Source organism: Psychrobacter sp. UBA2514 (genome assembly GCF_002341255.1).
Lineage (GTDB): Bacteria > Pseudomonadota > Gammaproteobacteria > Pseudomonadales > Moraxellaceae > Psychrobacter > Psychrobacter pacificensis.
The window spans coordinates 1-11,930 of record NZ_DDNS01000042.1; the positions used below are offsets into that span (position 1 = coordinate 1).

Below are 11,930 nucleotides of genomic sequence, written 5' to 3' on the forward strand. Positions count from 1 at the left end.
TTTAATATTGATTGACTATAGCAAAAATGCTCATGATTTTGATTTCCTTCCATGGAAAATAGGCGGTGAACTATAATGGTTGCGGCTCATTATTCTTCTTATAAAAAGACATTTTATAAAAAGGTATTGATCCATCGATGAAAACGATGGGCTGTTTTTGTAATCTTTATTTGGGTGATAGAATTAGGCCCTTAACAGTCCATGCTTTTCATAGTGGTTTTTGGATGGTAACTCCTGCTCCACGAAAAATCTGATAGACGGTTGTTCATAATAGCTATCCTTAGCATGAACTCAATATCACCCGTCCAACGATGAAAAAAAGTGATGAGAAAAGTATAGTGATAGGGTAATCACGTAGAGATAAAGGCTTATTTAACTCAAATAAAATGATACATTATGTATCGTCTTAAAATATAAAAGAAAAGTAAACAGAGGTCAATTAGTAGGCCTTGAGAGTCACGGCGAAGGCTTAATGAGCTATTTTGGACAGAAAGCCATCGTCTTTGAAATGAATGAGCTTAATAGACGTAACGCGTGTATTCAAGCATAAGACGTAATATATAAGTGTGGTGATATCAATGATAAGAGAGCTTAAAACCTTTGTGGCCGTTTGCGAGCTAGACAGTTTTGCTGCCGCTGCTCGGCACATCAACTTGACCCAGTCTGCGGTCAGCGCCCAAATAAAAACCTTGGAAGACAATCTAGGGTTATCTTTATTTACCCGCTCTGCTCGTGCCATTACGCTCAATCCGCAAGGCACGCGCGTATTACCGATCGCCAAAGAGATTTTGGCGCTTTATTCAACAATGCAGTTGTCCTCAGATACCGATATTGCCAGCTATTACGGGCAGCTTAGGATTGGCTCGATCAATTCCGTGCAAGTGGGTATCTTGCCAGAGGCACTAAAGGCGATTACGTTACTTGCCCCCTTAATGCAGACAGAAATTGTCCCCGGGCGTGCCGTAGAGTTATTTGAGAAACTAGAAGTTGGGGAGATAGATGCGGCAATTACCATACAGCCAGCATTTGCCTTGCCAAAAGATATTGTGACGCAGTCCATTATGACCGAACCCTACGTGCTCATTAGCCCTAAAAAATGGCCCTTTCATAGCCTCAGACAAACGCTTGAGCAGCATCCTTTTATCCATTACACCTTACAGTCCTCAGCAGGCGCAAAGATAAACAAGTTCTTTAAACAACAGGACATCAAGGTAAATACGATCATGGAGATTAATGATCTGGATGCGATCGTTCGGATGGTGGAGTCGGGGCTGGGGGTGGCTTTGATTCCGTATGCTGGGCTATGGATTAGAAGTACGCCGCCCGTTCAAATTCACCATTTAGGGAATAACAGTTTGGTGCGCGAGGTTGTACTGGCATATCGTTATACCGATCGTCAACAGCCACAAATCAATGCTCTAAAGCAGGTGTTGGGGCTGTAAGTGAGTCAAGAGTCTTATAAACCTTTGTCACTGAAGCTAGGTTTTTACTTTCGGCACGTATAATTAGCGATTAATCCACGTTTTCAACCAATAAGCTTTCTTATAAAAAATTTCTCATAAAATCCTTCCTATCACATAAATATTTTCCAAAAACCTAACTTAAAAGTGCTCATTCTTTTTTATAGAACAACCTAATCTGTCATATTTTTTATTAAGCAGCAAAATTTTTGGGGCTGAGAGCGAAATATTTGCGTTTTTCTTGTGCTAAATTCTCGGTTACGATGGCGCTCATATTGAGTAGCGTTAAGACAAGACACTCAACAGAGTCATTTTTGTCGGCCTACTTCTTAAATCTCTCTTATGTCTATGAAGTTATAAAAATATGGAAAATACAGATAACCTGACCGATAATAAAACCCATACTCGCATTGAAAAAGATTTATTGGGTGAGCAAGCCGTACCAGCCACTGTCTTATATGGTATTCAAACCCAACGCGCCGCGCAAAATTTTGACATTACCGGCGTGTCAATCAGCCATTTTCCTGATTTGATCAAAGCACTGGCAATGGTGAAAACGGCTGCTGCCAAAGCCAATTATCAACACGGTCTACTCAGTGAAGAGAAGCTTAGCGCCATCACTGATGCGTGTAGCGATCTGATACAAGGCGAGCATCATGAGCAGTTTATTGTTGATCTCATCCAAGGCGGGGCGGGCACGTCAACCAACATGAATGCCAATGAAGTGATTGCCAATATTGGCTTAAAAAAGATGGGGTTTGAGTATGGTCAGTATAGTCATCTCCATCCCAACAATGACGTCAATCGCTCTCAGTCGACCAATGATGTCTATCCAAGCGCGGCACGTTTGGCGATGGTATTTGCGGCAAAACCACTGCAAGAGGCCATTATCAAGCTACAAAACAGCTTAGCTATCAAAGGTAAAGAATTTAGCAGCATTCTAAAAATGGGTCGTACTCAATTGCAAGACGCAGTACCGATGACGTTGGGGCAAGAGTTTAACGCTTTCGCCAGTGATCTAGGCAGTGAAACGGCTCGAATCGAAGATGCTTGTTTACAGTTATGTGAGTTGAACTTGGGCGGTACGGCGATTGGTACGGGCATCAATGCGCCCAAAGGTTATGCCCGCTTAGCGATTAGTGAGCTTGCGACGATCAGTGGTCTGCCAGTGACGCTCTCTGAAGATTTGATCGCCGCTAGTGCCGATATGGGCGCGTTTATTACGTTTTCGAGTGCGCTCAAACGCCTAGCTATTAAACTGTCTAAATTGAGCAACGATTTACGTCTACTGTCGAGTGGACCGCGTACGGGCTTGGGCGAGATTAATTTACCAGCGATGCAACCTGGCTCGTCTATTATGCCGGGTAAAGTCAACCCTGTGATTCCTGAAGCCATGACCCAAGCTGCCTTTCAGGTAATGGGTAAAGATATGACGATTACCATGGCGGCAGAAGCAGGGCAACTGCAACTCAATGCAATGGAGCCGCTGATTGTTTATAACCTACTAAACAATGCGCGCCTGCTAGAGAAGTCGATTCGTATGCTCGATGAGCGCTGTATTCAAGGCATAACCGCCAATAAAGCTCGCTGTGCGCAGCATGTCGAAAACAGTATCGGTATCGTGACAGCACTGGTACCACATATCGGTTATGAAAACGCCAGTCGTATCGCAGGAAATGCGTTGCTGAGTGGGTCAGGCGTGGCGGAGCTGGTCAAACAAGAAAAGCTGCTCAGTGATGAGGAACTTGCAGCGATTTTATCACCTGATACGATGGTCAGTAGTATATAGATTGTGCACATAAACTGGATTGAACAAAGCAAAAAAGAGCGATATCTATCAACGGATATCGCCCTAATTCTTTTAAAGTGTCGTATCTTCATCGTTTTGATCACTATGACAGCGATGTGATGAAATTAGACAATTATTATCGCTTAGACCCTCGACCTTTTGAGGGACGTCTGCCGTTTGTAGTAGGTTTACCATTGCCTGCAGCATTCTTGCCACGACTGGACGGACGCCCATCTCTACCTTTAGAACCTGCTGGTTTTCTAGCATCATCCTTGGCGTACTTATTGCGCCCCTTTGCAGTACCTGCTGATTTTGCAGAGGGTTTTGACTTTGATTGAGCGTCAGTACGCGGTTTTTTTCGTGGTGCATTGCGCGATTTTTTGCCCGAATGATTGTCTTGCGACGAGGATTTTTCGACAGCTTTAAGCAGGACAGACAGCTCTGTTGGTGTCAGGTCTCGCCAGTCGCCGACAGGAAGCCCCTTAAGGCTTACATTCATAATCCGCGTACGCTCAAGCTTGACGACCTCATAACCAAAATGCTCACACATACGGCGGATTTGACGGTTCAAACCTTGAATGAGTGTGATGTTAAAGACGTTGGGTGCTACCTTAGTAACGGGACATTTTTTTGTCATCTTGCCCAGCATTGGCACTCCACTCGCCATACCCTCAATAAAGCTATCCGTGATTGGCTTATTTACCGTCACGAGATACTCTTTTTCGTGGTTATTGCCAGCACGCAATACCTTATTGACCAGATCGCCATTATTGGTCAAAAAGATCAATCCTTGAGAGTCTTTGTCCAAACGCCCAATCGGGAAAATACGTACCGAGTGTCTCACAAAATCGACAATGTTGTTTTTTTCAGAGCTTTCCGTGGTGCTGACAATGCCCACTGGCTTATTTAAGGCAATAAAAATAAAATCATCAGGCTCGCGTGGCTCAATCAGCTGTCCGTTGACTTTTACTACGTCTCCAGCAGCCACTTGATCACCAACCGATGCACGCTTGCCATTGATGTATACATTACCTTGTTCAACAAAGCGGTCAGCATCGCGTCTGGAACAAATCCCACTTTCGCTGATGTATTTATTGAGACGAGTCGAGGAATTGTTATACATAAAGCACCGTTTTACCTGATAAAAAGCTTTTTTGCTAAGAAAAAAGCCTAAATTGAATGGTTCAGTCGTCTTGTCATTAAAGCGGCGACTTGCGTTTTTACAGTCTAACGCTTACGTTCTGTAAAGCACTTTGACCACATGCCAACCAAATTTGGTTTTTACCAAATGAGGGGTGAAAAGCTCACCGTTGAAGCAGATTTTATCAAAAGGTCCTACCATTTGGCCTTTTTTGAACTCACCTAAATGACCGCCTTTTTTGCCTGATGGACAGGTTGAGTATCGTTTGGCCAGCACATCAAATGCTGCGCCTTTTTTGAGCTTGGCCATAATATCTTCTGCCAACTCTTTTTGTTTGACTAAAATGTGCAATGCGCTAGCGGTACGAGCCATCGTATAAACCTTTCATAGAGTATCAATTATCGGGTCATTATATCATTACTTATCTTATTTTAGCTTAGTTACTAACCTTTGTGATTCAAAGGTTATCTAAGATTATTTAAGCCAATTTCTTATATTTGAAGCCCGTGTTTTCTATTTAATATCTCTTCTTTACAAGATAAAAAGGTTAAAGCTGATGCCAATCTTCAATCGCCTTGTGTCCAATTTCTAGTCCCACATCATAGCTATAACGGATTTTGGCTTTATTTTTGGACAATCGACTCGCCATGTTTTTTAAGTCTGGTGGACAAATCTCTAAAATTTTCTGTGATGATGGCGTCTGTAAAAATTGTACCGAGTCGTTGTAGCGTTGGGTTCGCGTCAACAAGCTTTGGGCAAAACCATATCGTTGCTTAGTATAATATTTAGCCAATAGCTGATCGCCTTTACTGCTTGCTTTAACGTAGTTTTGCGGGCGAGTACGTATGACCATGAGCTTATCAATATTCTCTTGCCCAGCCGCCCACTGTACGGGCAAAGCATCTGCCACACCACCATCAAAATAAGGCTCACCAAATATCTCGACCGCTTGGCGGGTCAGCACTGGGATAGAGCTTGATGCCCTTAATCCATCCAAAATATTGTCTTTAGCCGCTTTGATGTAGGTTGCCTGTCCTGAAATAGCATGTGTTAACACCATGTAAAACTCAGCATGGTTGGCAAATAATTGTGCCTGATCCAGTGGATATTCTTGCTCCACCACATCCCACATCCACTTTAGATCCAGTAAGTCACCGCCCCTAAGGAAACGGCCATAATGAATAAATTCAGATCGAAGAGAATGATCCAAGTAAATATGCAGGGTGCGGCCTTGTTGTGCGGCCAAATAGTTAGCAACGTTAGTTGAACCTGAAGAGACGCCCACACACAGATCAAAAGGATTGAATTGTTGTTGTAAAAAGGCGTCTAAGACACCACTGCTAAATGCGCCACGCATGCCGCCGCCTTCAACCACCAGTGCTTGTCGATGTTGTTTAAGCATTGAAAACCTCGAATGACGCTCGCAAAGTATACCTACAAGTACACAAAATGAGGGGATAAAAAGTGTTTATAAATATAGTCGATACTAGGGAATTATATTTTTAAGCCGTTCTAAACCTATTTCTTGGATATAGACATTATAAGCTCGACAGCAGAAGAGAGTATCCTGAATTCTGTGTCACTGCCATTTAGATTAAATGCTTACTAACGCGCTCATCGAACATAATCATAAAACGATTCAAAGCAGACGTCCAGTGTTGACTCGGCATCGACCACCTCGAAGATGCCTGCTCAGCGGCCGGTTCTGCCAAGCGGTGATGTCCTCTAATATGTTATCGGTGACTCTTGCAACCAAGCTGCTTGAGATGTCGACATCGTAGAGCTCTTTAATGCTCTCTACAATCTCGGTGGTGGTTTGACCCTTGGCGTATGAGCGAGGATAAGTAAGTGTGTGGGGCACACTTGCTCGAAGCGCAAGACGGAAGACTATGCCTGTAGTGACGATATGATTTTATCATCGAGACCTGAGATACGGGTTTGATGCTTACTGACCAGCACAGGCTCAAAGTCACCATCACGGTCTCTTGGGGTAGATATCTCAAGATCGCCTGTGTCACTGTGGACGGTCTTTTTAGTGTGCCCGTTACGCTTATTAGGTTTATCGGCTTTCTCATGTTTGAGGTAGCCGAGATGATCTTATCTCAGCCTCTAAGGCAGTGTCGATAAAAGATTGCATGAGCTGCTTCTGGAAGTATTTGATATCATCGAAGCTGTTCATACTACCAGCAGTTTGCTCGGCCAGTTTTTTAAGGTCAGATTGAGTCGTCATTGCTTATTCTCCGGTTAGTGGAATATAAGCAGTTACACAAAGTTTGGGAAGCTCTCTTCTAAGTCTCTATGTTATTTTGAAGAATACTTCATCATAATGTCCGAATACAGCTATATTTTTTTGATTTCTACAATATCACTTGATTCAATGAGCGATTGGATATTACCAAATAAACTTTGAATATAATCAGTGGCCATATGGATATCTAAATCCTCCCTGCTACGCCATTCTTCTAAGAAGAAATATCTACTCGAGTCATTTTCGCTAATATAAAGCTCATATTTCAAGCATCCTTCTTCTTGAAGCGTAGGCTCTATTACACTTTTTAAAAGCGCTTCTAACGTCTCTTTTTGATCTGATTTTGCCTTAAAGTTCGCAATTATTGAAATAGTCATTATTTCACCTTGAATTTGTTTTAGGGCTTGTCCCTATTTTAAAAATGGTGATAAAAATGAGATAAATCGCAGGCAAACAAGGAAAATAGCGCAGATAATATCAAGATATTGGCCAGCTATTTGACACCATTTCCCAAAGATTTAGCCATTTTTAGCCCATTTAGTCATAAACGTTTGAATTAGGGACACGCCCTAGAAGTTTTCTAGTACAATTTTGCCTTTTGACTTGCCTGATTCAAGCAGCTTATGTGCCGTCTCCAAGTTTGCAGCGTTAATGCTGCCTAGATTTTGGTTGAGGGTACTTCTAATTTTTTGCTGGTCAACCAATTGGGCAACTTGTTGCAGCAATTCACCTTGCTTTTCAATATCATCGGTTTCATACATTGAACGGGTGAACATCAACTCCCAATGAATAGAAATAGATTTAGTCTTAAACGGCATAATATCAAAGGTTTGTGGATCATCGATCAATCCAAGCTTGCCTTGTGGTGCAATCAGAGAAACTATTTGCTCGATATAGGTCTCTGTATGATTGGTAGAGAATACGTATTTTGGTTTTGCAATGCCTAGTGTCTCGATTTGTGCATTTAAATCTTTGCTATGATCAATGACATGGTCGGCACCAAGTGATTCCACCCAAGATTTCGTTTCTTCACGTGACGCTGTTGCTATAACGGTCAGATTTGTTTTTGCTTTTAAAAGTTGGATAGCGATTGATCCTACACCACCTGCACCACCAATAATTAAAATACTGCCAACTTCTGTTTCTGAAATTTGAAGCCGATCAAACAGCATTTCCCATGCCGTTATTGCAGTTAATGGCAATGCTGCTGCTTCTGCATTAGATACTGTAGTTGGTTTAAGACTGATAATTCGTTCATCGACTGCTTGATACTCAGCATTACTACCATCTCGGGTTAAATCGCCAGCATACCAAACAGAGTCTCCTACTTTAAACGAGGTAACTTTTGAGCCAATTTCAATAATTTCCCCAACGGCATCCCAACCTAAAATACGATCGTCTGCTTCAGACGAATTTTTTCTCACTTTGGTATCAACTGGATTCACAGAGTTTGCCTGAACTTTTACCAGTACATCACGTTCCTTAAGTGTAGGCTTCGCTTTTTCAATATCTACCAATGAATTTTTAAAATCATCATGGTTATTGATAACATACGATACGGCTTTCATAGATTTGTCCTCAACTTTAAAAAAATAGAGTAAAAATGGGAGCGAAGTGCTCCCATTTTATGTTATTCAATCATTAAAACTCTTGGCTCGTTGGGCGCAAAACAATTTCATTAATATCTACATCCGCAGGCTGTTCAATTGCATAAGCAATTGCTCGAGCGACTGAGTCAGATGGTATGGCTTGTTTGTAGAAATCAGTAACAAACTCTGAACTTTCTTTATGAGAAGAACCGAATTTTAGTTCTGACTCAATTGCACCAGGCTCAATAGTAGTCGTTCGAATTGTTTCTCCAACTTCATGACGAAGGCCTTCAGAGATGGCTCTTACAGCAAACTTAGTACCGCTATAAACAGTACCTCCTGGACTAAATACTTTTACCCCTGCAACAGATGAGAGATTAATAAAGTGTCCAAAGTTTTGTTTTTGGAAAACAGGTAGGGCAGCTGCTATTCCATAAAGAACACCTTTAATATTAATGTCGATCATACGATCCCATTCATCAACTTTTAGCTCACTTAATGGTGCAATAGACATCAATCCAGCATTGTTTACCAATACATCGATTTGACCAAATGCGCTTAATGCCTTTTCAATAAGTGCTTGCACTTCATTTGGTTTGGTTACATCCGCACCAATAAATTCAGCTTGACCACCTTCAGCACGAATGTCTTGAACAATAGCCTCTAATTTTTCAGTACGTCTAGCACCAATGACAACCTTTGCACCTTTTTTAGCAAGTAAGCGAGCAGTAGCTTCACCTAAACCACTACTTGCACCAGTGATAACAATAACTTTATTTTCTATATTATTCATACAAGTAACCTTTAACCTATCTGTCAATTATATTTGAGGGTTAAGTATTACAGCCTTGTTAGGTATAATAAATGAATAATATTATCTTTCAGAATTCCTATTTACGGAATAATTACCATAACACAGGATTGACATGCAGAACAAATTGGAAATGATGCGTATCTTTTGTGTCGCAGCAGAGTCTCGAAATTTTAAAGAGGCAGCAACTCAGCTGGGTATTTCCCCACAGGTAGTGACACGGGCAATAAAAGAGCTAGAAGAACAGCGCGGAGAGATTCTGTTTTACAGGAGTACTCGACAAATTAAAATTACCGCTGATGGTGAGCGTCTGGCAAAGCAAGCACGTCTTGCGGTGGAATCGATCGATGCTTTGCTCGTAAAAGACACCAAGGAAAAACGAGATGAAATGAGTGGGACTGTCCGTCTTACTGTGTCGTCTGTGTTAGGGCGTAAATTGGTAGTACCTGCACTAGCAGAATTTGCCACACGTTATCCAGATATTGTCGTGGATTGTGTGCTAACAGATTCACACTCGGATGTGATCGATGAGCGGATAGATATCGGGATCAGATTTGGATTTTTGCCGGACAATCGATATGTGGCAAGGGAATTGGCTAAAGTGAAATTTTATTCTGTGGGTACGCCAGAGTTAATTGATAAGGTTGGAATGCCCAAAAAAATTATTGACCTTGATAAATACCCTCTAACAGCACTAATCGATCATAAAACAGGGCGTTACTGGCCATGGACATTCACCGAAAGTCGAAGCTTTACGCCATCAAAGCCCCGTTTTATTACAGATGATCTAGAAGCTGAATTTCAAGCGATTCTCGCTGGAGTTGGATTCGGACACATGCCTGGATTTCTAGTTTTGCCGTGGCTTAGGAGTGGTAAGCTCATTCATATACTTCATGAGGAAACCTCTCCTGTTTGGCGCCTGTATTTATATCGTCCACAGCGGGGCCCGACACCTTTGCGAATCCGAGCATTGTTTGATTACTTAGTGGAAGTGCTGGGCCGTATAGAAACTTGAATCAGATGGAACTAGGGTGTGTCCCCATTTAGTCATAACGCTTGAATTAGGGACACGCCTAACCTTTTTTCTAGAAAGTAGACATCAGATAAGACCATCATGTATCTAGAGTAACTACAATTTTTCCTATTTGCTGATTTGATTCAAGATAGCGCTGAGCGTCATGCATGTCCTCAAAGTTAAAGCAACGGTCGATCACTGGACGAAGATATCCTGCACCTATACTGCTCAGAATAAATCGTCTGGCTTGCTCCCTTAGAACAGAGTCATGGAGAACCTCAAGGAACAAAAAACCTCGCATGGTTAAGCTCTTGCGTAATGCAATTTTAAGGGGAAATGGTGTGTTCTCCGGGCTAAGTGCACCATGCATAACCATAGTTCCTCCCACAGACATCGCTTTTGCAATCTGTTCAATATGTGGCCCTCCTACAGCATCGAAGGCGACATCAAGATGTTCTCCACCTAAACGTAAAACAAGCGCCTCATACAAATCGGGTTCATCTTCACTGGCTATAACATCTTTAACACCAAGATCCAGTAAACGTTGCTTTTTCTCTATCGTCTGTGTACTTGCAATGACCTTAGCACCCGCTGCTTCAGCTATCTGTATCGCAGCTAGTCCTACGCTACTTGAAGCTGCTGTGATCAAGATCGTTTTTCCTTTCGATAATCCACCAGCATGGATGACACCACCCCAAGCCGTCAAATACTGCATCCAGATTGAAGAAGCTTCTTCCCAGCTTAAACTATCGGGTTTGTGAACTAAAAAATTTTCTGGAATCAGAAGCTTGTCCGCATATGTCCCATATTTGGCTAGATTATCAGTCGGAAGAATCGATACTGCATCTCCTGGAGAAAATTGGCGTACACCTTCACCTATCGCAAGAACTATGCCTGCTCCCTCATATCCCAGACGAGAAGGGAATACTGCCTTTTGAATATAAGTACCACGCCGAAACATTACATCAGCCCGGTTGAGTCCGATCGTTTTCATCTGTATTAGAACTTCTCCTGCGGCTGGTAAAGCAACAGGAAGTGTTTCTAATGTCAGAACATCTGTATCTCCAATACAATTGAAGCGCCAAGTCTTGGCCTGAAGTGCGTTAAATGACATCGATAACTACCTTAATATTGGCAGAGCGATTTTGAACAGCATCATGAGCCTCAATCGCTTGGTCTAGAGTAAAATGACGAGGATCAACAATAGCACGCAGTTTACCTTCCTCAACGAGACGAGTCGCGGTCTTAAGGATATCACCATGATGAGAACGGCGATTCCCTGTTAACGTCGGCATTAGGACGAATACGCCAGACACTGTGGCACACCGTAGAGATGAATTCGCTAAGTTATGATTGCCAAATGCAGCACAGCTGGTGATGTGGCCATAGTGAGTCGTCATGGAAAGTGACGCTTCGAGTACTGGACCACCCACAGTGTCATAAACAATGTTAAAACCTTGACCCTCAGGACTTGCAGCAATAATGTCATCGGAAGATGCTGTTGTGTAATCGAGAGGTGTTGCACCGAGTTCTGAAATCAGTGATTGATCAGCTGTACGACCAGTCGCCCAAACATTTGCATCAAGTGCTTTTGCAAGCTGAACCGCCATATAACCAACGCCACCAGCACCACCTTGAACCAGTACAGTTTGCCCTGGTTGGACCTTCGCATTATCCACCAAACCTTCCCAAGCGGTGAGGAACGTCAATGGTAGTACTGCTGCCTCGCGCATAGAGATATTGCGTGGCTTTAATGCGATCAGATCAGCATCTACTGCAACATATTCTGCTAAAGATCCTTGAAGACCACGAACGCCACCAATCAGACCGTAAACTTCATCTCCGACGTTGAAGTGAACCGCCCCGACTATATCGGA

11 protein-coding genes and 2 pseudogenes are annotated in these 11,930 nt (G+C 42.5%); 3 read left to right on the plus strand and 10 right to left on the minus strand.

Annotation, left to right across the window (positions count from 1 at the left end):
- The first annotated feature begins 578 nt into the window (after nt 1-578).
- Together B3V51_RS10855 and B3V51_RS10860 are read left to right on the plus strand one after the other, a co-directional pair.
- Nucleotides 579-1,442, plus strand: coding sequence for a LysR substrate-binding domain-containing protein (locus B3V51_RS10855; RefSeq protein WP_186474027.1), 864 nt, complete (start codon nt 579-581; stop codon nt 1,440-1,442).
- A 382-nt stretch (nt 1,443-1,824) separates the two neighbouring features.
- Nucleotides 1,825-3,249 carry an aspartate ammonia-lyase gene (locus B3V51_RS10860; RefSeq protein ID WP_186474028.1) on the plus strand — a complete coding sequence of 475 codons (1,425 nt, stop codon included), beginning with the start codon at nt 1,825-1,827 and terminating at the stop codon, nt 3,247-3,249.
- Between the two features lie 136 nt (nt 3,250-3,385).
- On the opposite strand, the gene rluF is transcribed toward B3V51_RS10860, so the two are convergent.
- The 8 genes and pseudogenes from rluF to B3V51_RS10905 form a co-directional block, all read right to left on the minus strand.
- Complete coding sequence (rluF, locus tag B3V51_RS10865) at nt 3,386-4,372, minus strand: 23S rRNA pseudouridine(2604) synthase RluF (protein ID WP_071002034.1); 987 nt, start codon at nt 4,370-4,372, stop codon at nt 3,386-3,388.
- Between the two features lie 111 nt (nt 4,373-4,483).
- Nucleotides 4,484-4,762: a peptidylprolyl isomerase gene (locus tag B3V51_RS10870; protein WP_093068572.1), complete on the minus strand. Its 279-nt coding sequence runs from the start codon at nt 4,760-4,762 to the stop codon at nt 4,484-4,486.
- A gap of 175 nt (nt 4,763-4,937) precedes the next feature.
- Nucleotides 4,938-5,792: a patatin-like phospholipase family protein gene (locus B3V51_RS10875; protein WP_212564294.1), complete on the minus strand. Its 855-nt coding sequence runs from the start codon at nt 5,790-5,792 to the stop codon at nt 4,938-4,940.
- 288 nt (nt 5,793-6,080) lie between these two features.
- Nucleotides 6,081-6,221 (minus strand): annotated as a pseudogene (locus B3V51_RS12915) (transposase); the annotation flags it as partial.
- Between the two features lie 71 nt (nt 6,222-6,292).
- A pseudogene (locus B3V51_RS12920) lies at nt 6,293-6,620 on the minus strand (transposase); the annotation flags it as partial.
- A 110-nt stretch (nt 6,621-6,730) separates the two neighbouring features.
- Nucleotides 6,731-7,015 carry a putative quinol monooxygenase gene (locus tag B3V51_RS10895; protein WP_075107531.1) on the minus strand — a complete coding sequence of 95 codons (285 nt, stop codon included), beginning with the start codon at nt 7,013-7,015 and terminating at the stop codon, nt 6,731-6,733.
- Nucleotides 7,016-7,207: 192 nt separating this feature from the next.
- Nucleotides 7,208-8,206: a zinc-binding alcohol dehydrogenase family protein gene (locus tag B3V51_RS10900; protein WP_286708416.1), complete on the minus strand. Its 999-nt coding sequence runs from the start codon at nt 8,204-8,206 to the stop codon at nt 7,208-7,210.
- Nucleotides 8,207-8,279: 73 nt separating this feature from the next.
- A complete protein-coding gene (locus B3V51_RS10905; RefSeq protein ID WP_212564296.1) occupies nt 8,280-9,020 on the minus strand; it encodes an SDR family oxidoreductase in 741 nt (246 codons plus the stop codon).
- 133 nt (nt 9,021-9,153) lie between these two features.
- On the opposite strand from B3V51_RS10905, the gene B3V51_RS10910 reads away from it, so the two are divergent.
- Nucleotides 9,154-10,053 carry a LysR family transcriptional regulator gene (locus B3V51_RS10910; protein WP_286708417.1) on the plus strand — a complete coding sequence of 300 codons (900 nt, stop codon included), beginning with the start codon at nt 9,154-9,156 and terminating at the stop codon, nt 10,051-10,053.
- A gap of 97 nt (nt 10,054-10,150) precedes the next feature.
- Here the strand turns inward: B3V51_RS10910 and B3V51_RS10915 are convergent, their stop codons facing one another.
- Together B3V51_RS10915 and B3V51_RS10920 are read right to left on the minus strand one after the other, a co-directional pair.
- Nucleotides 10,151-11,167 carry a zinc-dependent alcohol dehydrogenase family protein gene (locus tag B3V51_RS10915; protein WP_212564298.1) on the minus strand — a complete coding sequence of 339 codons (1,017 nt, stop codon included), beginning with the start codon at nt 11,165-11,167 and terminating at the stop codon, nt 10,151-10,153.
- Nucleotides 11,157-11,930, minus strand: a 774-nt coding sequence (locus B3V51_RS10920) for a zinc-binding dehydrogenase (protein WP_286708418.1), incomplete at its 5' end; no start/stop codon positions are given. The genes B3V51_RS10920 and B3V51_RS10915, both read right to left, overlap by 11 nt.

Bases quoted from the DNA above. Each gene is read 5' to 3' on its own strand.
- B3V51_RS10855 (WP_186474027.1), top strand. From the start codon at position 579: ATGATAAGAGAGCTTAAAACCTTTGTGGCCGTTTGCGAGCTAGACAGT.
- B3V51_RS10860 (WP_186474028.1), top strand. From the start codon at position 1,825: ATGGAAAATACAGATAACCTGACCGATAATAAAACCCATACTCGCATT.
- rluF (WP_071002034.1), bottom strand. From the start codon at position 4,372: ATGTATAACAATTCCTCGACTCGTCTCAATAAATACATCAGCGAAAGT.
- B3V51_RS10870 (WP_093068572.1), bottom strand. From the start codon at position 4,762: ATGGCTCGTACCGCTAGCGCATTGCACATTTTAGTCAAACAAAAAGAG.
- B3V51_RS10875 (WP_212564294.1), bottom strand. From the start codon at position 5,792: ATGCTTAAACAACATCGACAAGCACTGGTGGTTGAAGGCGGCGGCATG.
- B3V51_RS10895 (WP_075107531.1), bottom strand. From the start codon at position 7,015: ATGACTATTTCAATAATTGCGAACTTTAAGGCAAAATCAGATCAAAAA.
- B3V51_RS10900 (WP_286708416.1), bottom strand. From the start codon at position 8,206: ATGAAAGCCGTATCGTATGTTATCAATAACCATGATGATTTTAAAAAT.
- B3V51_RS10905 (WP_212564296.1), bottom strand. From the start codon at position 9,020: ATGAATAATATAGAAAATAAAGTTATTGTTATCACTGGTGCAAGTAGT.
- B3V51_RS10910 (WP_286708417.1), top strand. From the start codon at position 9,154: ATGCAGAACAAATTGGAAATGATGCGTATCTTTTGTGTCGCAGCAGAG.
- B3V51_RS10915 (WP_212564298.1), bottom strand. From the start codon at position 11,167: ATGTCATTTAACGCACTTCAGGCCAAGACTTGGCGCTTCAATTGTATT.